Genomic DNA, 26,672 nt, shown 5'->3' with positions numbered 1-26,672 from the left:
CTGAGCGAGGGTGGGGCAGCGTGTCAGCGGTGACCGGGCAGAAGGTGCGCTGGGGAATTCTGGCGACCGGCGGGATGTCGGCGAGGTTCACGGCGGATCTGGTCGATCTGCCGGACGCGGAGGTCGTGGCGGTGGCCTCGCGGACCGAGGCGTCGGCGACGGCGTTCGCGGAGCGGTTCGGGATACCGCGGGCGTACGGCGGCTGGGAGGCGCTGGCGCGGGACGAGGACGTCGACGTGGTGTACGTCGCGACCCCGCACTCGGCGCACCGCACGGCCGCCGGCCTGTGCCTGGAGGCGGGGCGCAACGTGCTGTGCGAGAAGCCGTTCACGCTGAACGCGCGCGAGGCGGAGGAACTGGTCGCGCTCGCCCGGCAGGGCGGCCGCTTCCTCATGGAAGCGATGTGGATGTACTGCAACCCGCTGGTGCGGCGGCTGAAGGCGCTGGTCGACGACGGCGCGATCGGCGAGGTCCGCAGCGTCCAGGCCGACTTCGGACTCGCGGGGCCCTTCCCTCCCGCGCACCGGCTGCGGGACCCGGCCCAGGGGGGCGGCGCGCTGCTCGATCTGGGCGTGTACCCGGTGTCGTTCACGCAGTTGCTGCTCGGTGAGCCGTCGGACGTCACGGCGCGAGCGGTGCTCTCGGACGAGGGCGTCGATCTCCAGACAGGTGCACTGCTCTCCTACGAGAGCGGCGCTCTCGCTTCGGTGCACTGCTCCATCAGCGGCGGTACGCCCAACTCCGCCTCGATCACCGGCTCCCAGGGCCGCATCGACGTCCCGAACGGCTTCTTCTTCCCGGACCACTTCGTACTGCACCGCGACGGCCGGGACCCGGAGGAGTTCCGCGCCGATCCGGCCGACGGGCCCCGCGCCAGTCTCGCGCACGAGGCCCGTGAGGTGATGCGCGCCCTGCGCGCCGGGGAGACCGAGTCCCCGCTGGTCCCGCTCGACGGCACCCTGGCCGTGATGCGGACGCTCGACGCGATCCGGGACCGCGTCGGCGTCCGCTACCCGGGCGAGCACCCCGGCGAGCACCCCGGCCAGAAGGCCGAGGACCGCGCGGTCACGCCGGCTTGAGCCCCTGCTCCCCCACCTCCGTCACGAAGGACGCGGCGGTCGTGAGCGGCGCGCCCGGCGTGGTCACGTGCGACACGGTCTTGAAGTCGGCGCGCGCCAGCCGCCGGCCGAGCTGCACGGTCGTGTAGCCGCGCCGCCCGTTGAAGAACTTCAGGTGCGGGTTGGCGGTCATGAGGGTGTCCCAGTTGGACGGCTTCTCCGAGCCGTCGCGGCCACTGGTGACGGAGGTCGTCACGATCTCCGTCCCCAGGGTCCGGGAGTCCGGGTCGGAGAAGTCGCGCTTGATGTCGAAGCCGTAGGAGACGTGCACGTCGCCGGTGAGGACCATGAGGTTCTCGACGCCGGCGGCCTGCGCGCCGGCCAGCACCCGCTCGCGGGAGGCCGGGTAGCCGTCCCAGGAGTCCATGGAGACCCTGGACGGCGTGGTGGTCATGTTGTACCGCTGCGAGAAGGTGACCTGCTGGGGCACCACGTTCCACAGGGCGTCGGACCGCTGCCAGCCGTTGACCAGCCAGCGCTCCTGGGCGTCGCCGGTCAGCGTACGGCCCGGGTCCTCGGACTCGGGCCCGGGGAACTGCCAGCCGTCGCCGTAGGCCTGGTCGGAGCGGTACTGGCGGGTGTCCAGGACGTCGAACTGGGCCAGCCGGCCCCAGTGCAGGCGGCGGTAGAGCTTCAGGTCGGCGCCGTCGGGCAGCTGCGGGCGGCGCAGCGGCATGTTCTCCCAGTAGGCCCGGTAGGCGGCGGCCCGGCGGATGAGGAACTCCTCCGGCGGGACGCTGTTCTCCGGCGTGCCGTCGGCGTAGTTGTTCTCGGTCTCGTGGTCGTCCCAGGTGACGACGAACGGGTGCGCGGCGTGCGCGGCCCGCAGGTCGGGGTCCGACTTGTAGAGGGCGTACCGCAGGCGGTAGTCCTCCAGCGTCACCGTCTCGTGGTCGAAGAGGGCCGGCAGGGTGCCCGCGGGGTAGGCGCGGGAGCCGCCGACGGCGTTGACGGCGTACTCGTAGAGGTAGTCGCCGAGGTGGAAGACGACGTCCACGTCCTCCTGGGCCAGGTGCTTGTACGCGGTGTAGTGGCCGTCGTCGTACTTCTGGCAGGAGACCACGCCGAAGGTGAGGTCGGCGGGCCGGCTCTGCCGGGCGGGCGCGGTGCGGGTGCGGCCGGCCGGGCTGACCCAGCGGCCGGCGCGGAAGCGGTAGTGGTAGACGTGGCCGGGCACGAGGTGGCCGACCTCGACGTGCACGGTGTGGTGGAACTCGGGGTGGGCGGTGGCCGTGCCCCGTCTCACGACCCGGCGGAACCGTTCGTCCAGGGCCAGTTCCCAGCTCACCTCGACGCGCTGGGCGGGCAGTCCGCTGTCGGCCTGGTACGGGACGGGAGCCAGGCGCGTCCACAGCAGGACGGAGTCGGACTGCGGGTCGCCGGAGGCGACGCCGAGCGTGAAGGGGTCGGCGGTGAGCCGTGCCGCGTCGAGTTCGGCGGCGCTCGCGGTGCCGGCGGCCGGCAGGTTCACCGAGAAGGCGAGCGCGGCGGCGGCGCCGGTGACGGTCAGGAAGCCGCGGCGGCCCAGGTGCCGGGCGGCGGCGCGGAGTTCGGGTGCGTGCGAGGGCTGGGACTCGGCCTGGTGGTTCGCGGGTGACATCCGTTCCTCCCCATGCGGTGGTTGCACGGGGCATTCGAATGGCCGGGGACGACCCTGGCTTGGCGCGGACATGGCGAACCCATGTCGGATGGATGAGTTCCGCATGCTCCGCCACGCGTACGCTGCCGACTCATGAACACCGTGAGAACCGCCGCCGAGGAAACCGCCGGTGCGCAGAGGACGGCCGTCGTCACCGGTGCCGGATCCGGCATCGGCCGGGCCGTCGCCGCCGAACTGCTGGCGGCCGGCTGGTCCGTGGCCCTCGCCGGCCGGCGCCCCGAGACCCTGGAGGAGACGGCCGCCCTGGCGCCCGCGGGCGGCACGGCGCTGCCCGTCCGCGCCGACGTGTCACGCCCCGAGGACGTGGCGGCCCTGTTCACCGCCGTACGCGAGCGCTTCGGACGACTGGACCTGCTGTTCAACAACGCCGGGACGTTCGGCCCGGGCGGTGTGCCGGTCGAGGAGCTGCCCTACGAGGCGTGGCGGCACGTGGTGGACACCAACCTGAACGGCGCGTTCCTGTGCGCGCAGGCGGCGTACCGGCAGATGAAGGAGCAGCGCCCGCAGGGCGGCCGGATCATCAACAACGGCTCGATCTCGGCCCACACCCCGCGCCCGCACTCGGTGGCGTACACGGCGACCAAGCACGCCCTGACGGGTCTGACCAAGTCGCTGTCCCTGGACGGCAGGCCCTACGGCATCGCGGTCGGCCAGATCGACATCGGCAACGCGGCGACCGACATGACGGCCGGCATGCAGGCCGGGGCGCTCCAGGCCAACGGGGAGACGGCACCCGAGCCCGTGATGGACGTCGCCGACGTGGCGCGCACGGTGCGGCACATGGCGGAGCTGCCCCTGGAGGCGAACGTGCAGTTCGCGACGGTCATGGCGACGGCGATGCCGTACGTGGGACGCGGCTGAGGGCGGCGCGGCCGGGACCCTGGCCGGAAGCACACCGCCGGAGTTCCGCAGCCCGCGATATTGCGGCCGACTGCGGACGTGTGCTCAACTTTCCTTCACCGGAGCTTCACAGTCGGCGCCACGCCTTCCGTACGGCTCCGCAGGCCACACCGAGGGGGGAGGCGGCAGCCGTCCCGCCGCACCGGCCGGGGGTGGATCCCGCGTAGGACCGCGGGATGCACGCCGGTGGGCGCGACGGCTGCCGCGTGGATCACGCGAGCACGGGTCACACCTGCCGCGTGAGTCCCGTGAGTGCGGGTCACACCTGCCGCGCGGATCACGTGAGCACGGGTCACGCCTGCCCGGTCTCGAACCGCGCGATCCGGCCGTCCTCGTCCACGGTGAAGCTCCACCGCGTCCGCATCTCGCCCCAGGTGTCGTTGCGGTAGCGGGCGAGGAGGGCGCGACCGCCGTTCGACTCGTTGTCGACCTCCAGGTGGCCGTTGGAGGAGAAGATCTCCTGGTCGACCCACTGGGCGAGGTCCCGGTCGTCCCCGTCGTCGGCCATCGTGGCGTCCGGCGCGAGCAGCGCGAGGAAGGCCTCGCGGTCGTGGGCGTTGACGGCGGCGACGAAGGCGCGGACGGCCGGATCGCTGAGTCGCGTGGTCTGAATCGTCATGCCGGCAGCGTCACACCGCCTCCGGGCCCCCGCCACCCGGCCCGTCGGCCGGCCCAGTCCCCCACGACCACCCGAACGGCGTCCGCGGCAGGCCCGCACGGCCGGGACGGGTGACGGTGGGGAGGTGAGCCGCCGCTGTCTGCGAGGGAGTCGACGTGAACTGTTCTGACCGGCGTGACCTGGGGCTGCTGCTGCTCCGGCTGGGCACCGGCGGCGTCCTGGCCGCGCACGGCGCGCAGAAGCTGCTCGGCTGGTTCGGCGGCGGCGGCATCGAGGGTACCGGCCAGGCCATGGAGGCCATGGGCTACGCGCCGGGCCGCGCCAGCGCCACCGCGGCGGGGCTGGCCGAGGCCGGCGGCGGGACGCTGCTGGCGCTGGGGCTGGCCACACCGGCCGCGGGCGCCGCGGCGGCCGGCGCGATGGCGGGAGCCGCCGCGGTGCACGCCCCCAACGGCTTCTTCGCCCAGTCCGGCGGCTACGAGTACGCGGCGTCCCTCGGCCTGACGGCCGCCGGTCTCGCGGTCACGGGCCCCGGCCGCCTCTCGCTGGACCACGCCCTCGGCCACGCGGTCAACCGGAACTGGATGGTCCCGGCCGCCTTCGCGGCGACGGCGGCGGCCGCGGTGGTGATCGTGGGGGCGCGGAACAAGCGGGTCCGGAGGGCCGCCGAGGGCCGGCAGGAACCACTGTTCGACTGACGTACCGCTCCGGGGGCGGCCTCCCTCCGTGGCAGGCTGCCCCGCATGAGCGACGACCGCCACGGCACACCCGCCGACCTCTGGAACACCATCGACGTCCTGTGGACGTGGCTGGAGGCGGACCAGCCCGTCGGCGGCCGGGAGGGCCTCCTGCTGCGGATGCTGAAGCTGTCCGAGGAGGTCGGCGAGGTGTCCGAGGCGGTGATCGGCGCGACCGGCCAGAACCCGCGCAAGGGCGTCACCCACACCTGGGACGACGTCGAGGCGGAGCTGTGCGACGTCGTGATCACGGCACTGGTGGCACTGCGCACGCTGACGCCTCAGGCACGGGAGGTGTTCGCGCGCCATCTGACGCGGGTGGCGGGGCGGTCGCTGGGTGCGCCGGGCCCGGACACGCCCACGCACGGCACCTCTTCTCCGGGCCCGGGAGCACAGCGGTAGGACGACAGCCGGCGGAAGGGCGCCGAGGCCGCTGCCACGATCGGGGGCGTGGCGCTGCTCGGCCGTTGCCCGGCTTGGTCAACTGCAGGAGGGGCGGTGGAGGAGACCGCACCCGCCCGCGCGCCCGCTGGTGCTGACGGAGGGCCGCTCGCCCTCCTCGTCCTTCGGCTGGTACGTGCGCGAGATGCCGGCCAGCAGCGCGGGCTTCTGCACTCTCTGGTGGGCTGCGGTGACGTCCTGGAGCGACTTGCTCCTGACGCTCTCCTCGACCGCGATGACCTGGTTCAGCTTCGTCACGCCTGGTCCCCTTCGAACAGGCAGAACCGTATCGCGGGCTGCCGAATGCGCGCACTCCCTTCCCGGACCGGCCGAAGGCCCCGCGGCACGACGGCGGCGTCCGCCGTGCCGCAGGACCGGGACCGGTCAGCCCGCGCTGCAGGAGACCGTGGGCCAGGTCCAGTTGCCGTTGGCCTGGATGGTGGCACCCCAGTTGCCGCCGCTGCCGTTCGACTTGGCGGTCAGTACCTGTGCGCTCGGGTAACTGGCGTCGACGTTCCAGGTGGACATGACCTTCGCCGGCGACGGCACGTTCATCGTCACCGTCCAGTCACTGGCCCCGCTGACGGACACGTCGAGGTTGTACCGGTCCCCCCACCGCTGCCCGGCCGTCAGCGTCGCCGTACACGTACCGCCACCGCCACCGCCACCGCCCCCGCTGCCGCCGTCGGGGGCGACCGCGCGGCCGGTCTGCGGCGAGATCATGCCGGCGCACAGGCCCTTGGCCGCCAGGGTCTGCGCGATGCGCGGTATCGCGGCGAGTGTGCTGGCGGGCCAGTCGTGCATGAGGACGACCTGGCCGTCGCCCAGCCGGGAGACGGCCTGCACGATCGCGTCGGTGCCGGCGTTGTTCCAGTCCTGCGTGTCGACGTCCCAGATCACCTCGGTCAGCCCGTACTTGGCCGCGGCCGACCGCAGCGTCGCGTTGGTCTCGCCGTACGGCGGGCGGAACAGTTTCGGCGTACCACCGCCCGCGTTCGCGATGGCCTGCTGGGTCCGGGAGATCTCCGACTCCATCTGCGCCTGACCGAGCTGGGTCATGTGGGGGTGGGTGTAGCTGTGGTTGGCGACCCACATGCCGGCGTCGGCCTGTGCCCGGACCAGGGACGGGTTTCGGGCCGCGTACTGGCCCTGGTTGAACATGGTGGCCCGCAGCCCGTTCTGCCCGAGGGCGTTGAGCAGGGCCTGGGTGGCGCCGGAGGGGCCGTCGTCGAAGGTGAGTCCGACGTAGCCGTTGCAGGCGGCTGCCCGCGCCGGAGCGGCATCGGCGGCCACGGTCCCCGCGGCGGCGAGCATGGCGACGGCCACCCCGGCGACCAGGGAACGTAACGCGGGACGCGTACTGGTGCGCATACCAGTGGTCCTCCTCTCTCGTCTCACTCGTCTCTCTCGTCGCGTACGGGGTCAGCCCGCGCTGCAGGAGACCGTGGGCCAGGTCCAGTTGCCGTTGGCCTGGATGGTGGCGCCCCAGTTGTTGCCGCTGCCGTTGGACTTGGCGCTCAGCGTCTGCGCGCTCGGATAGCTCGCGTCGACGTTCCAGGTGGACATGACCTTCGCCGGCGACGGCACGTTCATCGTCACCGTCCAGTCACTCGCCCCGCTCACCGAGACGTTGAGGTTGTACCGGTCGCCCCACTTCTCCCCGGCGGACACCGTCGCGGCACAACCACCGCCGCCACCTCCCCCGCCACCACCACCGCCGCCGCCCGTGCCACCGACCGTGATGTTGGAGCTGCCGCTGCTCTGGTAGCCCTCGGTGGCCATGATCATGTAGTAGCTGAAGCTGCCCAACGGCATCCCGGCCCGCGCCCACGCGTCGAAGTGGTTGCCGGTGGTGATGGTGCCGCCGGTCCGCTTGGACTGCCGCACGCTCCAGTACTGGTCGAAGGTGCGCGTGCCCTCGACGGAGGGCGCGTTGTATCGGGTCGTCTTGTAGATGTCGTAGGTGCCGCCGTCAGTGGTCACGGTGCCCTTGAATTCACCCGTGGGCCGGTAGGTGCCCCAGTTGTCGACGATGTAGTACTCGACGAGCGGGTTAGACGTCCACCCGTAGAGGGTCAGGTACGCGTTGCCGGACGGGTTGAAGGTGCCCGAGTACTGCACGGTCCGACGTCCGCCGTTGCTCCAGCCCTTGCCCGCGACGAAGTTGCCGGTGTTGCGCCACGAGGTGCTGTACTGCCCGCCGTTCCCCATGTCCATGGAGACGGTGCCCTGGCTGTCGGTCCAGAACGAGTAGTAGTAGCCGTTGTTGGTGCCCTCCTGGTTGGTCGTGACGACCGTGCCGGCGTGGGCCGTGCCCGGCAGCATCATCGCGGCCAGAGCGGCCAGCGCGAAGGCCCACGCGCTCCTGACGAGCAGGGTGAGCGGGCCGCTTCTGCGACGCCTCGGTTGAACGAGCAGATTCATGGCGGTTGCTTCCTCTCCTGGGAACGACAACGGCGCCAGTGTTGGCCTGCACCCGTCAAGCGTCAATAGTTTCGGTCGTTATTTCGAAAGCTTCGCCCTCCCCATCAGCGCGCTCGCAACGCTATTTGGCACGTCAAGCCAGCATCCGTGCCACCCACTCCACTGCAATGCAGCTCTGTTCACCCCAATGATCAGAAATCGAGATACCCCCTTTCGAAACTTTCGACGAGGGGCCTTATGGGTGAGACAGCCGGAGCGCGGGTACCCGGCCGGGCACTCACAGACGCCACTCCCCGGCGAGCATGCCCAGCAGCTCCTCCTGCCGGGCCTTGAGCAGCTCGGGGGTCCACTCAGCGTGCTGCAGGACCTGGCTGGTCAGTGCGAAGGGGACCACTCCCCCGCGGCCTGTGAAGTACTTGGCCTTCTTCGCGGCGAAGTCGTAGTTCTGGGCCGCGGAGTTCTTGGCCCGGTTCAGCAGCACCAGGTTGCCCAAGCGGTGTGTCCACCGCGCGCGCTGCTCGTCGTCGAACACGTCGGCCCACTGGGAATCGGCGCCGGGACTCTGCGGCAGTACGTGCTCGACGGTGATGAGCGGGTGGTCGTACGTCACTCCTTGGCCGCGCGCCAGCAGCTCGTCGAGGCGGAGCAGGACGTACTTGCGGATCCTGCGGACCAGGTAGAGGTCGCCGTCGAGCCAGTTGCGCGTCTCCAGTTTCTCGTCGTCCCTCAGCTCCAGGGCCGGGGAGTCGAGGCCCTGCCCTTCATCGAGCTGCCGGAGCAGTTCCGCGTAGCGGGTGACACGCGGTGTCGTGTAGACGCGGCGGATGAACATGCTGGCCGACAGGCGTTCCAGCGCCCGCATGAACGCATCGAGCCACACGGGGTCGTTCTCACGATGGCGCAGCGCCCACAGAGCGGCCGGCCGCCAGTCGTAGTTGTCGATCTGCTGGAGCCTCCTGAACCAGGCGTTGACCGCCTCCGCGCCCGAGGCGGACTCGTAGCGGGCTTCCCTGATCTGGGCGTAGGCCTCGGCGTAGGGCCGGACGACGTCGTGGACGAAGACCTCGGCCCGCTCGGGCAGGTAGCGACTGAGCACCTGCTCGGGGAACTCCTTGAGCAGCTCCTGTTCCGCGCGCTTCTTGGCGAAGATCATCCGCAGGTGCAGGAAGAGTTCCGCGAAGTCGTCCCGCCCCAGCATCTCCTCCGCGTCCTCCCAGGTGGTGGCGCACATCTCGGAGGCCTCGTCATCCAGGTCCCCGATCACCTGCGACTTGAAGATGTCGGTGGGCGACAGATCCAGGCCCCGCGAGTTCATGACGCTGAAGATGCGGTGGGCGCTGTCGAGGTCCGGAGTACTGACCACGACCAGGAACGTCCGCTCGGCGAGCATCTGGGCCAGTGCCAGCCGGCTCTCCTCGGGCAACGCGGTGAGACTGCGGTGCAGGACGGTCGCGTTGCGCAGCACGGCCTTCTGCGCGTCGGTCCGCAGGCCTTCCGGCTCAAGCGCCAGCAGGGTTTCCACGGCGCCCCTGGTCTGCACGTACTTCTCGAAGAAGTCGGCGTCGCGGCTGCGCAGGGTGAGCCGCGGCCTCGGGGGCAAGCCGCGGATCTTGGCTCCCGGCTCCATCACCAGACCGTCGAGGTCACCGCGCAGGTCCGTGTCGTCCGTGAGGTCGCGTAGGACGGACAGGAGGATGGTCAGGGTCGTGAGGCGCTGCTGGCCGTCGATGACCTCCGCCCGCGGGGCTCCGCCATCCTTGACGAGCACGATGGATCCGAGGAAGTACGGCTCGTCCGTCCCGCGCTCCAGTGCCTCCTGCAGGTCCAGCAGCAGCTGGGACGCCTGCTCCTCCTGCCAGGCGTACGGACGCTGATATTCGGGGATCTTGAAGTCGTAGTCGCTGCTGAAGACCTTGTGCAGGGGCATTTCGTGCGCCTCGAGCTTTTGCATGACCCGATGATGGCGGAGCCGGGCGTTCCGTGACGCCCAATCAGCTCTACCCGCACGAACACGGGGAGACCGGACATCCTTCGCCGGGCAGCACCCGGAGGTCGCGTGGCCCGGCCCGGCCGGCCGCCGTCCGCACCGCATCCGCGCGGCGGGCGGCGGGCGGCAGGGGCGGCAGGGGCGGCAGACGAGTCGGGCTGTACGCCGGGTTCTGTTCCGCTCAGGGAGCGATCACGCTCTGACCTGCATGTTTTCGGGTATCCGGCGGCTGGTTTCGCCCTCTGGGACTTCTCAGGGACTTTCGGCCGAGTCCGTGAACCACGCCTCGATGGCGGACAGCCCACGTGCGCCGGCCTGCGGCATGAAGTGCGTGTACGTCCGGAGCGTGAACGCCGGGTCGGAGTGCCCCATCCACTTCGCGAGCGAGACGATCGACTCACCGGCTTCGAGCATCACCGAGGCGTACGTATGGCGCAAGACGTGGAAGCCGTGCTTGCGGCTCGGCTCCCACACGCGCGACGGCTTCTCGCCCGGCTGCCGCTCGGGCAGCGGCGGGATGACTCCCACTTCGGCGAGCGCGGGCTTCCACGCCTTGGTGTTCCAGGTGGTGCGGTTGATCGCGCCGCGCCGGCCGGTGTACACGAGCAACGGGACGGTCACCTTGCGCCGGTCCTCGCGTACGAGGTCGGGCTCCTCGGGATCCAGCCACGGCAGGGTAACGTCGATCGGCTCGAAGCGTTCTTGGTGGCTGAGGAGTCGCTTCGCGAGCACCTTCGGCAGCGGCACATCGCGTTCCTTGCCGCCTTTGGGCGGACCGAAGTACAGCCGTGACTTGTACATGAGGATCTGTCGCTCCACGTGGACGAAGTCGCCACGAATATCACCTGGGCTGAAGCCGAACGTCTCACCCTGTCGAAGTCCGCATCCGACGCCGAGGTCGAGCGCGATCCGGTAGCGGTCAGCCAGCGCCTCTCGTACAGCGTCGACACGTTCCTGCTCCCAGGCACGAGCCTTGCGCTCCGGCTTCTTCGGCGGCTTGATCGAGCTGTTGCCCTTGCACGGGTTGCGGTACAGCCGCTTGTCCTCGACCGCGGCCTGCATGATCGCCTTGAGGTACACCCACGCGACGTAGGCCGTACTCGACGCCACCGCCCTCTGCACGTCGGCCGACCACTTGCGCAGCTCCGCAACGCCGATGTCCCTGAGCGCCAGGTCTCCGAGCTGCGGCAGCACCTGCCCCCAGATCCTGTGCCTCATGCTTTCCAGCGTCTGGGCAGGGTGCACCTGGGAGGGCCACCAGTGCTTATCGACGTACTCACGAAGGCTGATCGCACCGTCTCGCGCGTCGACGAAATCCCCTCGCCGTGCATCGGTCTGCGCCTCGGCCAGCCATGCCTTGGCGTCCGCGACCGTGTCGAAAGACCTGTCGCGGACCCCCAGTATCCCCTTGACCCGATAGCGCGTGCACTTGCCCCACAGAGCGGTGCGTTCGCGCTTGCCCGTCTCCTTGTTCGGTCGCTTCTTGAGCCACCGGTCTTCGATGTAACCCGCCATGCTCGACTTACCCTCGGCCTCGCCTTGTCTCTCGGCGCGATCTGCGTCGCGATCAGACACACAGACGATCTCCGTGCGCATGAAATTCCGAGTGCTGCTGAATTCTTCAGACCTGTTTTCCCAGGTCAGGCAGCCCGGCGACGCTCACACTGCTGCGGGGCCTTGTTCAGCGGGTTGAGGGCCGGGTTCGACCGCGAGTCCGCCTGCTGCTGTTCGCTGAGCCACGCATCGAGCAGGTCCCGGCGGTACATGACCCTTCCTCCGGGCCCCATCCGAAAGCTGGGCGGCCCTTGCCGGCGATGGCGCCAGACGTAGAGGGTGTTCACCGAGATGCCCATGTACTTCGCAGCGTTCTGCACGTTCAGGAAGGCAGCCTCGACGGCAGGCTTGGAATGGTTACGCATCGCGTGTCTCCGAAGTAAGCGCTGCCAAAGCAGCGGTCGTTCCGTCCTCCCGCCTACCGCGCGGCGAAGCCGCACGGATAACTGCTGGCGAGCAGGATCAGAATCCGGAGAATCAGTGATTTGGTGAGGCTGTCCTGTCGTGATACCGCAAGGTGGGCGGTCATCGTCTGCTGACGTTCGAGGCCCCGGGACTTGGCGGCGGCCGTTGGACAAGCACCTGAACCAAGCGGGCACCCGAAGGTGAACCCCCGGCGATGTGGTTATTCCGGGTCCCAGGCGGCGCTGAAGAGGGCCAGCTCGAGCACGTCTGGGGCTGCAGGCCAGTCGATCGACGCCGCGAGTCGCTCGTTGACGGCGTACATCCACCGGAGGTAGACGTCGTAACGGTGGGAACTCCAGCCGCTGTCGCGCCAGATCCACTTGGCGATCGCCTCGGACAACTCGTAGCTAGCCGCACGTCCAACCTTCGTGGCGTGTCGGCGCAGGACCCCGGCGAGCACGCTGTCGAGGATCAGGGGACGTGGGCCCTTAATCTCTGGCAGCGCCTGGCCCGCGAAGTAGAGGAATTTGGTGAGGAACGCCGGACCGAGGCCATCGAGAGTGTTCAGAACCTCGTAGGCTGCGACCGCACCCTCGTCGACGAGCAGGGACACCGCCTCGGTGAGGACGGCCTCAGCGCTGGGCTGGGCGAGCACCTGACGAGTGCGGTACGGGCCGTAGCCTGTAACACCGTAGCCCCACACCTGCGTGGCCACGAACGCCTCTGCCCAGCTCTCGGACTGCTCCGCGGCCCGGACCGCGGCCACGACCTCGGCTCGGCTCACCGAGGCCGAATCGGCCGCCGCCCGGTCGGCGAAGGTGCCGGGCCACGGCGCTACGACTATCCACTTGGATGGCGTGTACGGGATGCTGTGGGGGCCACTCCCGTTCGCGTACCGCTGACCGCTTTCTGGGTCGGCTAGCCACCGCCCCAGTGACTCCACCGCGCTTTCCGGCAGCAGCAGTTCGAGCATCATCTCATCAAGCTTGTCCGCTCGGCTCTGGTCGTACCGCATGGCTAAAGTCACCCCCTCTTCCTCATCTGACGCGTCATCGCGGCACGACCTACCTGCCTTGATTTCTTTGACAGCTGTTCTTCCTTGATCGGGAGTTACAGCGAAGAAGACCGTATAGTCCCGTCGCAGACAGTGGAGCGAGCTACTGGCGCACCCGGGATTTTCCGCCACAGAGCCCAGAGGCTGGTCACAGTCCCCCCGTCACCACTCCCTGCGGCTCGCCGTTGACCGTTACTGCAGGGTCGGCCTCCACCACGCGCACGGACATGTCGATCGGCGCGGGTCGAGCGTTGGCCGTTTCGGCTGCCGAGCGGTGTCGGACGTTGGAGGAGCCGTCGGCGAACGGGCGGACGGTGTGGGCCAAGAGGCGGGTCAGTTCGTCGTCGAGGCCGTGCTGCAGTGGGGTGCCGTCGGGGCCGAAGGAGTCGATCTCGCGCTCGGCGAGCTGCTTGCCGGTGGCCGCGTGGGTGGCAGTGAAGCGCAGGATGCCGCTCTCGTTGTAGCGGAACTTGATCTCGATCTTGTTCCGTCGGGTGTCCTGTTCGCGGGTCGGGAGGTCCACCTCGATGTTGGCCAGGGGAAAGGCACGGTCGCTGTCGGCCGGGTAGCCGACTTCGCCCTCGATCACCGACACGCGCACGGAGGAAGCGCCCGGCGTGTCCGGGTAGAAGTTGGCCGAACCCTCGGCAGGGAGCGTGGCATTGCGTCGGATGATGGCACGGAAGCCCTTCTGTTCGCCCGCGCTCACGGCCGTGCCCAGGTCGTAGCTGGTCACCAGGGAAAAGTCGCTGTCATCGCCGAGTTCGCCGTCGAGGGAGGCCGCATAGATGGCCGCGCCTCGGGCGACGGCGGTCATGGGTCGGCACAGGCCGCTGTCGACGATGCGGTCGTGGCCGAGGAGCTCGCCCAGAGCGTGACGCACCTGGGGGATCTGCGAGGTGCCGCCGATCATCAGTACGGAGTCAATGTCGTCCGGGGTGATGGCCAAGTCTTCCAGGGCCTGCTGGACCGGCTCAAGGGCGCGGATGATGAGCGGGGTGATCGCCTTGGTGTACTCGGCTGCGGTGATCCTGACCTCACGCCTCGAGATCGAGGGGGCGAGGGCGACCGGGAGGTCGAAGAAGAGCGCGCCGTCCACCGGCACGGAGGACAGGGCGATCTTCGTCAGCTCGACCGACCGGCGCCACCAACGTCGTTCGGCCTTGGTGAGCTGGTCCGAGGTCAGGCCGATCTTCTGCTGGATCAACTGGGCCAGTGCGTTGTCGAACTCCAGGCCTCCGAGGGCGGTGATACCGCGGGAGGTCTGCTCCTCGAAGAGGCCGTCGTCGTATTCCAGGACGGTGACGTCGATGGTGCCGCCGCCCCAGTCGAAGACCAGGAATCGGCCGGGGATCGGTACGTCGTGGGCATACGAGATCGCAGCAGCGGTGGGCTCGTTAAGCAGGGCCCGGACCTTCACACCGCCGAGCGCTGCCGCAGCGCGGGTGCGGTAGCGGGCGCCGCCCGTGGCGTTGGCGGGCACGGTGACGACCGCGTCGGAGAGATCGAGCAGCTGGGCGGAGACGCCTTCCTTCATCCGGCTGAAGAGGGAGGCGGCCGCGACCGTGCTGTGGAACTTCTCCGAGCCGACCCAGACGTGGTGCTCCTCGAGCTGGGCTGCGACCTCGAGACCGTCGATGTCGCCGTCCTTCTCGGCACCGGAGCGGGTGCCGAGCATGCGCTTCACGGCGTCGAGCGGCTCACTAGTGCCGGTCTTCGCCTCCCAGCCAAAGCAGAGAGTGCGCTGGAGGTCGCGGACGGACAACACGGAGGGGAAAAGCTGCTCGAACTCCGACATCCGCCACTGGGCGGGCACGTTGTCGCCGTCGACCGGCAGCACTTCGGTGGTGTGCCCGTTCCAGTGGGCTACCACGGAGTTGCTGGTGCCGAAGTCGATACCGAACGTCATCGCGCTCCCCTTTGCTTCATCCGGCGGTCCCCGTTTCCTCCAAGGCTGGGACGTGACCCACCGTTTTGTCGCTCGTTGCCTCTGTTCTGCTGCTTTTCGGGTTCCTGACCCCGGTGGTGCTTTTTCCTCTCCTGCTGTGCAGGAGCTTCCTTCGCAGGCTGCTTCTTCTCACCTTCGGCATGGGTTGCTCTACGCCTCTGCCTGGGCGTCATTTCCTTGGGTGGAACCTTGGCAACGGCTCGCAGCCAGCCCCGTTCGACAAGCTTCCCGGACTCCTTGTCGACGTAGGCCGGCGCGACGAGTTCAAGGGTGACCGGGCCCTTCTTCATGACACCAGGCGGGTCCTCCACGACGTTGAACAACGACTGATCGCCCGAGTCGCCGACGATCTGCAGGCCGGCCTTCGCCGCCAGGTGGTCGAGGCGGGTCACCACCACCTGCAGGCTCTTCGCATCCAGCGCCTGCCGGTGCAGGACGGCCAATTGAGCCAAGTGCATCTGGCGTGTACGGATGCTCTCCAACACACCCGTGCGGACTGCTTCGGTGAACTGGGGAAGCACTCGGCGCATCAGTTCGGCCCGAAAGACGGAGACCAGATCGGCCTCGGTCGCCGTGTCGGCCAGCGCTGCGCCCAGTCGTTCCGTCGCCTGCTCCAACTCTCTCTCCACCACGGGCAGGAGCGTCTCGTTGACCGACTTCAGGATCGCGGCGGCGTCCAGGCTCCCCGGGATGAACCCGGGCATGTCGCTCTCAGCGAACCGCCAGGGAGCGGCCTCGGCCGCCCTTCGCTCCCCACGGTTCCGCGCGCTTCCGCTGTTCGGCCCGCGTCCCCGTTTCCGCTGGGATCCGCCAGGGGAGCGAGAACCACTGTCGCCTTTACCGGCTCCGTTGCTCACGATGTGCTGCTCTCTGAGTCTTCAAGGGCTGCGTTGTCTTCAGCAGCCAGGGAAAGGCGTTCTGTCGCCCTGGTGATTATTTCTCGGGCCGCCTCGGTGCGAGACCACGCGCGGTCGCTGTCCGTGGGCGGCGCGGTGAGCCTCTGTAGGGGCTCGGGCGGGAGTTCCAGCCGTTGGCACGTGCCGGTGGGGTCCTTCCAGCGGTGTGGGGCGAGCGGAACGGCAAACCGGGGTACTTCCTGCTGCTCCCGCTCGGCCTTCTCGATCATGTCCTTGGCGCCGTTGATCCGGACGCGGCCGCTGTCGTCGAGCTCCTTCCTCAGGGCGCGCCAGGCCTTCTTCCAGTCGTCCGCCCCGTCGGGCACGCCGAGCACCGAATACGGGTTGAGCGGCTGGTCGCGTTCTCCGAGGGGCCGGTCCTCCAAGAAGCTCCGATTCTTCCGCAGCATGGCCACGGCACCTCCGCCGAGTTGGTCCCGCACTGGGGGACGGCCTTCGGCATCCTGCTCCAGGAGTTTGAGGGACTCCGTCATCTCCTGGCCGGCGCGCAGGTAGGCATGGATGTTCTGGGCCTCCCAGCGCACCGGCTGTGAGTGGTGCCGAAGCCTCGCGGCCATGGTGAGCGCCACCTTCCTCCGCTGTTCCGCCGTCTCGCCGTCCCCGCGGAGGAGGGCACGGTGCATCTGCCGCACGGCCCTGATCAGGGCCCGCACGCCGATCCAGCCGTTGAACCTTTTGCTGCTCCCGCTGCGTACACGGGGATTGATCCGCTCAAGGAGGACCCACAGCCGCTCGTCGGCGACGAGGTCGTCCGGAATCTCTCCGGTCCGCCGCACCTCGCGCAGGGCATCGAGGAGCTTCTGTGTTGGTGGAAGGAGGTCGGTCCACTCCTCCGCGATGGCCTTGGCGTCGTTGGCCTGCAGTCTCACCAGCAGGCTCCAGTCCTGCGGCCAGTCACGGCCGGGTTCCGTTCCCGGGCCTGCCTCCCGGCGCTCCCGTTCCAGGGGCCAGGCCAGCAGGTCCATCTCCTCGTCGGTGAGGGACGCCGGGTCCAGGCGGGCACGGAAGTAGGCGGCACGGGAGGTGCCGTCGTGGTCGGGGACCGCGCCGATCCACTCCTCGTCGATGTAGTCGTCGAGGAGCGGCCGGGGGAGCTTCGCCAGGAGCGCCCTCTGGCGGGGGGCCGACAGGTTGGTCTCCATCAGGCGACGGTCGTCCTGGTAGATCTGCCACACGCTGCCCGGCTCCCCCAGGAGCGGCAGCGGCTTGTCCTCCAGCAGGGCGCGGGCGCGGTCGTTGAGCCGGCCATTGAGAACGTCCAGCCCGTGGTCCTGTGCCATGAGGAGCAGGGAGACGCCCTTGACCGGGTCGTCCTGCCGGGTCGCTGCATCGGCCGCGGCCCGCGCCAGCTTCTGCGCGGAGAGCGTTCCGGTCTCCGCCTTCAGAGCGTCGGGCAGCATGATTTCGGCGAAGGGGCGGGCGCGCTCCCAAGCCTCCCGGTCGGCGAATCCTTCGGGGACCGGCTGGGGCATGACCGGTTCCGGCTCCGGTTGCTTCTGCGGCGAAAGGACCGGAGCAGGGCTGCTGGCAGCTTCCGCGAACTGCGGAGCTTCCCCAACGGTCCGGCCTTGGGCGCGGGCCTGGCGGAGGGCGAGGCGGCGGGCGATCTCCCGCTGCCGCAGCTCCTCCAGGCGGACCTGCTCGTTCTGGCCCGCTCCCAGTGGGATTCCTGCCGTCATCAGAGCTCCTCCGCGAAGATGTGCACCTGCTCAATCACCGCGGCAGGGGTCCGGTCCAGGCTGTAGGAGTCGGCGAAGGCGATCCTGGTGGCGAGGCCACCGGCACGGACCTCGTTACGTAGGGCCTGGAGCCGTTCGTTCCCGCACTCCTCGGTGGCGGACTCCAGCGGATGCTTGACGGCGACCGCGACGGGCTCGCCGGTGAAGTCCGAGGTGAAGAGCGCCACTGGTCCGGCAGGGGTCTCCTTGAGGCTGACGGTGGGCTCCTCGTCCGCCCAACCCCTTAGCAAGAACGCGTGCTCGTTCGGATCGATCTGCAGTTTCCGGCCGCGCAGGGCGTCGGTCAGGTCGCGGGCGAGCCGCCAGTCGTACAGCGGGTGGAGGCGCATGTTGGAGTAGTCGCGAAGGCAGGCGTAGCAGGAGCTGCGGCAGTTCCGGGCATGATGGTCGGCCTCCAGGTCGTGCACGTAGCGGTCGACCGCCTGGAGGAACTCCTCGATGTGTTTCTCCGAACCGAGGTGGGTGCTGAAGCCCGCGCCGTTGTCGAGGCTGTCCGCCAGGTAGGCCATGACGGGAGCGGCCACCGGGGCGTCCGAGCCGTGGATGCCGCTGAGGAGTTCCTCCGGCTGGACGTCCAGGTGCGGGGCGGCGGCACGGCGCAGCAGGGCCGCCAGCGAGTACCAGGCGGCGCGCCGGCCGTGGTAGGCCTCGGGGAAGCCGTCGATCTGCTGGGACTTCGAGATGTCGAAGCGGAGGCCCCGGTTCGTGTCGAGGGCGCCCTTGGCCCCGATGAAGAGCATGTCTGTGTGCTGGGTGGCGCCGAGGGCGATCTCCAGGTCGGCTTCTGCCTTGGGGTTGTCCAGAGCGAGGTATCCGCGCCACGGGCCGGTGTTCTTGACGAACCGGAAGAGCTTTCCGGCGTTGGTGTTGACGATGTAGCGGTCGCCGCTGCCGGTGTGGACGACCATCCAGTCGTCGTCGGCACGGTGGATGCGCGGGGCGGTCTTTTCCAGGTCGGTGGCGGTCCGTGCGCTGGTGGCGTTGGAGCCGAGCTCCCGGTAGCCGTCGTAGTCCCGTGCTTCGCGGGCAGCCCGGAAGCCTGCGGGCTCCCGGAAGGGGACAGCCTTGTAGTACTTGCTCTCCGCGCCGCAGGCGGGGCAGGTGCCGGTGCTCCCGGTTTCCGGGTCGACGACGGCCTGCGGGTCCACGTGGGAACAGATCCGGCACATGGCGACCAACTGTTCCGGTCCGAAAGGGTCCTCGGCGGCCTGCACTCCGCGACCGCTCGGGACGAGGGAGACCACTCCGCTGGAGCGGAGCAGACGGCCGTCCTGCGGGGTTTCGCTGCCCGGTGCGAACTTGCTGAGGGCGACGGCCAGGTCGCGGTTGACGGAATCGGCCGGCGGCCAGGGGAAGGTCTTCTGCGGGATGCTCCGGTAAAGGAGACGGGAGCGGGTCGGGAAGCCGAACATGGGCAGAAGACCCGCCTCTGCCAGACGCTGGCTGAGGTCGGAGTGGCCGACGGTCCGGGTTGCCACCTCGTCGACCTGGCCGAGGAGTTCGTCGATAGCGGCCACCGGATCGATGGCGGCGATGCTCTCCGGTGTGCCAGCCTGGAAGGCGGCGGCAGCGGCTCGGATGCGGTCCGGGTGTTCGGCGATCCAGTGGCGGACGGGACCGCGATGCACCGGCCAGTCGGCGGCAAGCCCGAACTGGCCGTGGACGTTGGTCGTCATGTCCGGCCCCTTTCGGCGGTCCTCCGGCTGCAGGGGCTCGAAGGCCTGGCGCAGAACCTCTCCCAGCAGGACCCGCCGGAAGACGGAGACCATGCCGAGGACCAGGTAGGGCGGCGGAGTCGGGTCGTTGGTGATGGCCTCTGGGCGGGCGAAGTAGTGCTCGTCGTGGCTGCGGCCGCGGCAGACGGTGAGGGCCACGGCAACCGGGCTGTTGCGTCGGCCTGCGCGCCCCACCCGCTGCTGGTAGTTGAAGCGGGTGGGCGGCATGTTGGCCATGATCACGGTGTTGAGGGGGCCGATGTCGACACCGGCCTCCATGGTGGTGGTTACGGAGAGCAGTTCCAGGCCGTCCGCCTGCGGGACGTCGTTGTCGCCGAGGAAGACGTCCTGGAAGAGGCTCTGCCGGCGCTGGGCCTCCAGCCGGTCCGTCTGGCCGGTCAGCTCTGCCGCGCGCAGGGGGAAGTCACCGGTGCGGTGGGCGGCCTTCCACGCGTAGTAGTCGTCTTCGAGGACTCCGCTGTACTGCTGGGGCACAGCAGGCAGCGGGGCCAGGCACTTGGTGCACAGCCCCGCACCCGGGTGAAGGTGCGGTCGATGGCAGGAACGGCACGTCCAGGTCTTGTTGTCACCAGGGCGGAGCGCCACCTTCTCCGGCTTGATGACGTAGTCGACCACAGCCTCCTTCCAGACGCCGAGTACCCGGTCCTCAACCGTCTTCAAATCGCTGCCATGGCGTTCGGCGACCTGCTTCCAGAAACGCTTCAGAGGCGCAGGCGGCCCCTGCAGAGAAGCACGTATCCGGGTGAAGCGCCGCATCAAGCCGAGAATCCGTAGGCTGGCACGCGCCACGGTCAGATCGCTGTCCGGGCCGATCTCCAGAGGTGAGCGGTCGTCACGCAGGCAGAGCCAGCCGAGTCCGAGCGATTCGAAGTCACGGCCGCCGCCGGAGAAGAGGCTGCCGATGGTCTCGAGGCGGAGACGGGAGCGGACGCGGTTGAGCAGTTCCTCCTGTGCCTGGGTCTCCACCGCCGCTTCCCGGTCGCGCTCCCAGTTGTAGAGCGCGGTCCAGGGCTGTCCGGCAGAGGTCTGCTGGAGCGAGGCCGCGGGACCGGCGGGGTTGGTGCCGTACTTCAGCAGCATGCCTTCGAGGTCGGAGGCGAGATCGTCCAGCGAGGGCAGTTCGGCGAACTTCCGCTCCAGGTCGGGCAAGAGTTCCGGTTCCGCGTCGAGGTCGTCGGCGAGAATCGCCTTCAGGCGCCCCCAGTCCGCCGGGTTGCGGTCCCGCAGCCGTCCCATGGCGGCACGGGCGCCCACACGATCGACGGACTGCCCGGCGTAGTGGGCCGTCACCAGTTGAAGGTCTCCGAACGGATCCCCCTGGTTCTCGACGGCCTGGGCACTGAGAAGGCGGAGAAGGTCCTGGTGGTGGCGCAGGGCAAGACCGCTGGCGAGCTCGGAGGCGTCGTCACGGCTGTCGGAGAAGGCGATCGCCTTGCGCCGGCCGTCGGGGAGGTGGCCGAGGGCTTCGGTCACCAGCACCTGGTTGATCTTGTAGAAACCGGTGCGCATTCGCCGGACCGGCGCGTTGCGCAGCCGGTCAGGAGATTCCAGCGGGATGAAACGGCCGTCCCGGTCGTACTTGATCTCCCAGTCGTCGCCGCAGGCGGGGCAGCGGGTGGGGAAGGCCTGGAGCCGGGCCGGGTCGTAGGCCGGCTTCTTGCTCTCCTTGTCCAGGGGCACGGAGATGTGGAACGACCATCCGGTGTGCTGGACGTCCCGGTTCTCCAGGCGGCCGGTGGCGGGCTGGTAGGCGCTGCGGCGGAACTCGAACTCGACCTGCGGCCCGCCGTCGGACAGGCCCGCGTGCCAGCCGGGGTCGTCGAGGCCAAGGCCCTTGGTGCGCGGCCAGTACACGATGTAGTTCGCCGCGGTGGGTGCGCCACTGGCCTCGTCGGGGAGCAGGTCCAGGTCCGGGAAGTCGGTGTGGAGGGCCCCGGTGAACTTGCGTCGCTGGGTGTCCTTGGGGCTGGCGTACCCGCCGAGCATGAGGTCGCCGCAGGCCTGGCAGGAGAGAAGTTCCAGTACGCGCGCGCCGCAGGTGCAGCGGGACGTGGGCTCGGCGAAGAGTCGGCCTACCCGGCGTTCGGGGCTGTGCTCCACGGGGATGTTGGGGCACTGCGGGTCGGAACAGGCCCAGATTCCCTCGATGTTCCGGAAGAAGAAGTGGGCGCGGAGCTGGGGGAGTTCGAGGTCCTGGGCGGAGCCGAGTATGCGCAGCACCCCGTGGAGTGCGTCCTGGCGCTGTTCCTCGGGGACGTCCGGAAAGAGGTTCTTCGCCAGTTCGGGGGCCGACAGAGCACGAGGCCTGCCGCCGGGAGTGAGTGCGCGCTGGAGCGCCGGGCCGAGGCGGGTCTCCCGGGCCAGGGCGATGGCTTCGTCCTGGGTGACGGGGGCCTTCGCAGCCTGCGCGAGGCGTTCGGTGTGGGCGGTCAGGCTGCCCTCGCCGTGTTTCTCCTTCGCCTTTCCGGGGATGATCACGCGCCGGGATCCGGGCAGGGCGAAGAACCCGTCGAGGAAGTCGTCGTCCCGGCCGGCCTCCAAGGAGGCGGAGGCGGCGAGCACACGCAGCTTCTCGGGGCTCTGGTCGAGGCCGAGCCGGTGGCGGAGGTTGCGCAGCAGGTAGGCCACCTCGGTGCCGGCCGTACCGCGGTACATGTGGAGCTCGTCGAGGATCAGGGTGAAGCGGGCGCTCGGTGTTTCCTCCAGCCACTTCCTCGTGGCGCTGAAGATGTGCTCCTCCTGCTTGCGGAGCAGCATGATGTTCAGCATCGAGTAGTTGGTGACCATGATGTCCGGCGGCGCAGCCTGCATGTCCCAGCGGGCGTGCATCTCCGCTCCGCCGAGTCGCGCGATGAAGGGCTGCAGCTCCTCGTCGAGCTTCTCGTCGGCCTTGCGCTGCCGTTCCTGGACCTCCCGCAGGTACTGCCGCAAGCGAAAGTTCGCCGGCTCGGAATCGCGGCTGCCGGAGACGGGAGTGGCTCCGGTGTAGCGGCCGAAGTAGAAGCGGTGTCCGTTACGCTTCCGGTCCAGCCATGCGTGGGCCTCGCGACTGTCCAGCGACTTCCGGAGCCGGACCAGCTGGTCGTCGGCGAGGGCGTTGGTGGGATAGAGGATCAGCACGCGCATGGCGGCAGGGTGCCCGTGCTCGTTCTGTCGGCTGGGCTCGTAGGCCCCGTCTCCCTGCCACCATTCCCGCTGCACCGCACGGGTGCCCTGCCAGTGGGCGGACTCGGCGACCAGGTCGGCGAGGACCGGCAACAGGAAGGACTCCGTCTTTCCGGAACCGGTGCCTGCGGTGACCACGAAGTCCTTGCCCGCGCAGGCGGTAACCAGGGCTTCGTGCTGATGCTGGTAGAGGCTGGTCACACCGTCGGGGAGCGTGAACCGGGCGAACTCGGCCGCGTCGGGGTGCGCCCCTGCTTCGGCAAAGGAGTCCGCGATGCTGACGCCCCGGGAGGCGTACTGCGGGCGCAGCTCGATCAGCGGGTCACGCCAGGCCCCGTTGTCCCGGTCCAGGAGATTGCGCCGTTCCTCCATGACGGAACGATCATCGACGCCGAACGGGGTGTCGTAGTAGCGGAAGAGCGCGCTGCGCAGGTCGTCGAATGTGCCCATGACGTCCTGGACATCGGCGTTCGTCACCGCCGCCGTGTGCTGTTCGACGCTCACTTGGTCCTCCCGCCGGTGGCCGCCACCAGTCGCGGCATGATCTCCAGGTTCTGCTGCAGCGAGGCCGCAATCGCCTCGGCGAGCGCCCTCGGCACGTTGTCGTACGCGTGGGTCTGCGTCTGCTTGCCCGCCGAGGGCGGGAAGCCGCTGCACAGGACGGCCGCGCGCTCGTGCAGGGCGGGCAGGGGCGCGTACCGGTCGACGAAGAGTCGGCCGATGCCGGCACGGCCCTTGCCGGATTCCGGCCGCCAGCGCATCACGCCAGTGCGGTGTCGGGCGAGCTCCAGGAAGATGCCCGTCTCGCGTTCCACTGCATGGAAGACGCCGTTGCGGCGGACGCGGGTCAGGCGTGCGTAGTCGGCTCCGCGCCACCGGTACAGGCCGTCCTCGCCGTCCCTCTCCACGGGGACGAACTGATGGAGGCGCAGCTCGTACTTCTCAAGCGTGTTGACGGTGCTCCCACCTGGCGGTGCGGACTCGGGGCCCAGCGCCGCCTGCGGAAGCAGCTCCGTCAACTGCAGGGCGGCGCAGGGCACATAACGGGTCCCGAGGAACTCCGCGGCTTCCTGCAGGGCCCGCAGGTCCTCGTACTGGAACAGGAGGGTGTCGGACAGCGGCGCCTCACCGGCCTCCGGCCGGTGAGAGACGGTGATCAGCTCCATCCACTCCTGCGCCGCCTCCTCGACGCGCGCGCTGATCCGCGCGGTGCGCGCGCCGGTCAGCAACGCGAGGCCGTCGGCGTGGGGCAGCCGGGTCAGCACCGGCGGGGCCACCGACCAGCGGTCGGCGCGCAGATCCACGTCGATGAAGCCGAGGGCAGCGGCCTTGCGCATCCAGTCCCAGTCGGCGTACTCCTTCAGCTCCAGGCCCCATGCCTGGGCCTGACTGCGGACCCCGTCGCGCAGTACGGACGCCTTGCCACTGCGGCTCTCGCTCAGCCAGCGCAGAAGGATCCCACCAAACGCGTTCGTGCCGATCAGTCCCGTCATCGGTCCAGCTCCTTCGCGGCCTGCACGTACGCGGCCCACGAGGGCTCGACGGACGCTTGCTGGGCGTTGAGGACAGCGCGGGCCCACGCCCGCGGGTTGTCGGCGCTCTTCGGCTTCGGCGTTCCGGGGTTCACCGGTCGGCCCTTCCAGCGCCCGCTCCGGCGCTCCAGGAGCCAGCCGCCGATGCCGTGGAAGTCGGCCTCGAAGCGGAGCGGGGCGGGGGTGTCGGGGAGACGCTCCGTCCACCAGCCCGGTTGCTCCGGGGCCTCGAACGTCCACAGCCGTCCGTCGGCCGCCGCGAACAACACCGCGTCCACGTCTCGACGGCACAGCTCCATGACGGCTGCCACGTCCTGGGTCGTGGCACCCGTGCAGTCGGCGCCGGTGATACCGGTCGGCAGGGCCTGCTCGACAAGGAGGGAGGGCGATTCCGAGGCCTTGCCGTCCACGACGGTGAAGCCGCAGACCTTGGTCATCTTCGGCTCGACGACGGCTTGGTCCGCGGTGGCGAAGTCGATCTCCACGCCTGCATAGCTCACCGTGTGGCGGCCCGGCTCCAGCCGGAGCACTGCCAGGGGGACAGAGCGCCCCGCGGCAACCGCCTTCCTGAGCTCGGGTCGTTCCTTTCCGTCGACCAGGAGGGTACCCGTGCCCTCCGTGGCATCCGGGAGGACCACCTGGGGCTCGCCTCCCCGCAGATACAAGTAGGAATCAAGCGACGGTGCGAGCTTCAGTCCTCCCTCAAGGCGGAGTTTGAACTGGGCCGGGGGCTGCAGGAGGCCGACGGCGCCCTGGACCTCCTGGAGCGCCCGGCGCAGGGTGACCGCGTTGTCGAAGGTGACAGGCTTGTGCATGGACCAGCCCTGCGGCACCCAGGCCAGCTTGCTGGTGTCGGCGCTCCGGCCCGTAGTCGCGGCCTTGTCCAGCAGGCGCTGCACGTCCCGCTGCGCGGTCGGGGCGGCGAGCACCACGTGTGCCTCTCCTGGGCGAAAGCCGTCGGTGCCGGCCCAGATGCCGAGCACGTCGTCCCGTGCGAGCACCAGGACGGAGGAGGAGGGGCGACTGAGCACCAGGTTGCCCCCGTCGCGTCGGATGCCGCTAGTGAGGGTGTCCGCACTCGGGGCGGGCAGGCCGGTCACCTCGTAGTAGGCGGTGTCGCCAAGTTGCTCGAGGACGACGCCATCCTCAAGCTCGATGCACTTCTTCTGCTCCGCGGACCGCAGGCGTGCCACCCAGCTGAGATGGCCCGCGTCCAGCCGCACCAGGAGTTCGGCCCGGGAGACACCAGTGGGCACCAGCTCGTCCGAACCGTCCCAGGAAGCAGCGTAGTTGCCGATCAGCTTGGCGAGGAAGGGGCGCAACTCCTCCTCCTGCAGAGCGTTGCGGAAGCCCTTGGAAAGGTGCTGCTCCATGCCCCGGATCTCGATCTGGGCCAGCAGCGTCTCCCCCGGCAGCGGCCAGGTCGTGCCGTGCTCCCGCAACGACCGGAAGAACTTCGGCATGAAGGACCGGTCCGCGCCACTGAGGAGCGCCTGGGACTGAGCGAACCCGATCATGCTGCGGTTGGAGGGCAAATCAGCAGGGGCGGGAATGGTGCAGAGACCCCGTGCGCCCCTCTGGCTGAACTGCCAGGAGGCCAGCACCTGCCACATACGAGAGATGGGCTCGTAGTGCTGGCTGCCCAGTTGCTTCTCGTCGCCGGTCAGCAGCTCGGAGAAGCGGGCGTGGTAGGCAGTGGCCCGGTGGTTCCGGTCGTTCACCATCCGGGACGCAGCCATCACCGAGCAGGCCAGCAGCGGCAGGAAGGCGGGCACGCCCTCCTTGTCCTGCTGTCGCTTGCGCCAGCGGTAGCCCTCGAGCGCGCTGTACGGTTCCGCGGTCCCCAACCGCAGGAACTTGCCCACACACTGGGCGAGAGGCTCCTCTATGCCGTATCCGTGCCTGAGCTCCTGCTCCACGTCGTCGTCAACGTAGAACAACGTCGGGTGGCCGGCGTGCTGCCGTCCGAAGAACTCTTCGGCCAGCTTTTCCTGCCACGCCTCATAAGAATGGTCCACTCTGTCCCCAAAAGAGAGGTTCCGATGCCCTGTTCGTAAAATCCCTCCCCGGGCATGGAACGGTCCTCCGCGTCACACTAGAGCCCGCCACCGACAACGGGCTGCTGCCGAACGCACCCTCGGGCGCCGTCCCCGCCGGCCGTGCAGCCCTTGACCGTCACCGCTCGGCGCAACTTAACGGCGCGCAACACGCAAAGACGTATCCGTCCCTGGCGTCGTCCACGTCGAGCCCCGCCCACTTACGGCGCACGAACCCGCCGCCTCCCGTGCGATCCCGCGATCTTCGCCGCTGCTCCGCCCTGGCCAGACGTGCCTTCTTCTCGCCAATTGCGGCCTGCCGACAGGGTCCGCTTCCCCCCATTGCGTCGTACACGCAGGCAGGTTAGCTGAATCCACCAACAAGGTTCACAGGGCCTCCATATCGGGAATGCCTGGCGGGGCGCCATATGCGCCTATCATTGTATTTTTCGGCTACTCGCATTCAACAGCAGCTGCCGGACCAGGCTCGACCGACCCGCCCACGCCCCTGTCCCCTCTCTCGGACCGCGGCTGGCCGCCGCTTTTCCACGCAGCGGTCGCGATCAGTCCGCTGTTCGTGGGCAATCCCATGAAGTCCACCATCGAAAGGGCGATGGACGACTCTGGGCTGCCGCCCACGTCGCTGAACCTCCGGCGCCCAGCCGTTGATGTAGGTAGCAAGTCTTACGAGTCTCGGCTG

General features: G+C 69.3%; 18 protein-coding genes and 1 pseudogene. 4 read left to right on the top strand and 15 right to left on the bottom strand.

Features of this window, described 5'->3' with window-relative positions:
• Positions 1-29 precede the first annotated feature (29 nt).
• Positions 30-1,079, top strand: coding sequence for a Gfo/Idh/MocA family protein (locus ACVV2G_RS01330; protein ID WP_453840660.1), 1,050 nt, complete (start codon positions 30-32; stop codon positions 1,077-1,079).
• Here ACVV2G_RS01330 and ACVV2G_RS01325 read toward each other — a convergent pair.
• Positions 1,066-2,718 carry an alkaline phosphatase D family protein gene (locus ACVV2G_RS01325; RefSeq protein ID WP_453840659.1) on the bottom strand — a complete coding sequence of 551 codons (1,653 nt, stop codon included), beginning with the start codon at positions 2,716-2,718 and terminating at the stop codon, positions 1,066-1,068. The genes ACVV2G_RS01330 and ACVV2G_RS01325 overlap by 14 nt on opposite strands.
• A gap of 132 nt (positions 2,719-2,850) precedes the next feature.
• On the opposite strand from ACVV2G_RS01325, the gene ACVV2G_RS01320 reads away from it, so the two are divergent.
• Complete coding sequence (locus ACVV2G_RS01320) at positions 2,851-3,639, top strand: SDR family oxidoreductase (RefSeq protein WP_453840658.1); 789 nt, start codon at positions 2,851-2,853, stop codon at positions 3,637-3,639.
• A gap of 331 nt (positions 3,640-3,970) precedes the next feature.
• Here ACVV2G_RS01320 and ACVV2G_RS01315 read toward each other — a convergent pair whose 3' ends face one another.
• Positions 3,971-4,297: a nuclear transport factor 2-like protein gene (locus tag ACVV2G_RS01315; RefSeq protein WP_453840657.1), complete on the bottom strand. Its 327-nt coding sequence runs from the start codon at positions 4,295-4,297 to the stop codon at positions 3,971-3,973.
• 155 nt (positions 4,298-4,452) lie between these two features.
• Between ACVV2G_RS01315 and ACVV2G_RS01310 the strand changes: the two genes are divergently transcribed.
• On the top strand, positions 4,453-4,995 hold the full coding sequence (locus tag ACVV2G_RS01310; RefSeq protein WP_453840656.1) for a DoxX family protein: 543 nt from the start codon (positions 4,453-4,455) through the stop codon (positions 4,993-4,995).
• Positions 4,996-5,040: 45 nt separating this feature from the next.
• Positions 5,041-5,436 carry a MazG-like family protein gene (locus ACVV2G_RS01305; protein WP_453840655.1) on the top strand — a complete coding sequence of 132 codons (396 nt, stop codon included), beginning with the start codon at positions 5,041-5,043 and terminating at the stop codon, positions 5,434-5,436.
• 129 nt (positions 5,437-5,565) lie between these two features.
• Here ACVV2G_RS01305 and ACVV2G_RS01300 read toward each other — a convergent pair.
• The 13 genes and pseudogenes from ACVV2G_RS01300 to ACVV2G_RS01240 form a co-directional block, all read right to left on the bottom strand.
• A pseudogene (locus ACVV2G_RS01300) lies at positions 5,566-5,733 on the bottom strand (DUF7873 family protein); the annotation flags it as partial.
• Between the two features lie 126 nt (positions 5,734-5,859).
• Complete coding sequence (locus ACVV2G_RS01295; protein ID WP_453840654.1) at positions 5,860-6,846, bottom strand: polysaccharide deacetylase family protein; 987 nt, start codon at positions 6,844-6,846, stop codon at positions 5,860-5,862.
• Positions 6,847-6,897: 51 nt separating this feature from the next.
• Positions 6,898-7,899 (bottom strand): glycoside hydrolase family 11 protein, encoded by a 1,002-nt coding sequence (locus ACVV2G_RS01290; RefSeq protein ID WP_453840653.1) that lies wholly within the window; start codon positions 7,897-7,899, stop codon positions 6,898-6,900.
• Between the two features lie 277 nt (positions 7,900-8,176).
• The gene (locus ACVV2G_RS01285) at positions 8,177-9,850 is read right to left on the bottom strand and encodes a DUF262 domain-containing protein (RefSeq protein WP_453840652.1); all 1,674 of its coding nucleotides are present in this window, start codon (positions 9,848-9,850) and stop codon (positions 8,177-8,179) included.
• Between the two features lie 288 nt (positions 9,851-10,138).
• Positions 10,139-11,482, bottom strand: a complete 1,344-nt coding sequence (locus ACVV2G_RS01280; protein WP_453840651.1) for a tyrosine-type recombinase/integrase — start codon at positions 11,480-11,482, stop codon at positions 10,139-10,141.
• A gap of 44 nt (positions 11,483-11,526) precedes the next feature.
• Positions 11,527-11,805, bottom strand: a complete 279-nt coding sequence (locus tag ACVV2G_RS01275) for a helix-turn-helix domain-containing protein (protein ID WP_453840650.1) — start codon at positions 11,803-11,805, stop codon at positions 11,527-11,529.
• A gap of 260 nt (positions 11,806-12,065) precedes the next feature.
• Positions 12,066-12,860: an 8-oxoguanine DNA glycosylase OGG fold protein gene (locus tag ACVV2G_RS01270; protein WP_453840649.1), complete on the bottom strand. Its 795-nt coding sequence runs from the start codon at positions 12,858-12,860 to the stop codon at positions 12,066-12,068.
• A gap of 187 nt (positions 12,861-13,047) precedes the next feature.
• On the bottom strand, positions 13,048-14,808 hold the full coding sequence (locus ACVV2G_RS01265; RefSeq protein ID WP_453840648.1) for an Hsp70 family protein: 1,761 nt from the start codon (positions 14,806-14,808) through the stop codon (positions 13,048-13,050).
• On the bottom strand, positions 14,805-15,551 hold the full coding sequence (locus tag ACVV2G_RS01260) for a hypothetical protein (protein ID WP_453840647.1): 747 nt from the start codon (positions 15,549-15,551) through the stop codon (positions 14,805-14,807). Before ACVV2G_RS01260 ends, ACVV2G_RS01265 begins: the two co-directional genes overlap by 4 nt.
• Before the next feature lie 149 nt (positions 15,552-15,700).
• On the bottom strand, positions 15,701-17,443 hold the full coding sequence (locus ACVV2G_RS01255) for a hypothetical protein (RefSeq protein WP_453840646.1): 1,743 nt from the start codon (positions 17,441-17,443) through the stop codon (positions 15,701-15,703).
• Positions 17,443-22,908 (bottom strand): DEAD/DEAH box helicase, encoded by a 5,466-nt coding sequence (locus ACVV2G_RS01250; protein ID WP_453840645.1) that lies wholly within the window; start codon positions 22,906-22,908, stop codon positions 17,443-17,445. Before ACVV2G_RS01250 ends, ACVV2G_RS01255 begins: the two co-directional genes overlap by 1 nt.
• Positions 22,905-23,897, bottom strand: coding sequence for a hypothetical protein (locus ACVV2G_RS01245; protein ID WP_453840644.1), 993 nt, complete (start codon positions 23,895-23,897; stop codon positions 22,905-22,907). Before ACVV2G_RS01245 ends, ACVV2G_RS01250 begins: the two co-directional genes overlap by 4 nt.
• Positions 23,894-25,954, bottom strand: coding sequence for a hypothetical protein (locus ACVV2G_RS01240; protein WP_453840643.1), 2,061 nt, complete (start codon positions 25,952-25,954; stop codon positions 23,894-23,896). Before ACVV2G_RS01240 ends, ACVV2G_RS01245 begins: the two co-directional genes overlap by 4 nt.
• Between the last annotated feature and the right edge of the window lie 718 nt (positions 25,955-26,672).

This window comes from Streptomyces sp. JK94 (genome assembly GCF_053613315.1).
Note: the sequence above shows the minus strand (reverse complement) of the source record. Positions and strands in the feature narration are given on the sequence as shown.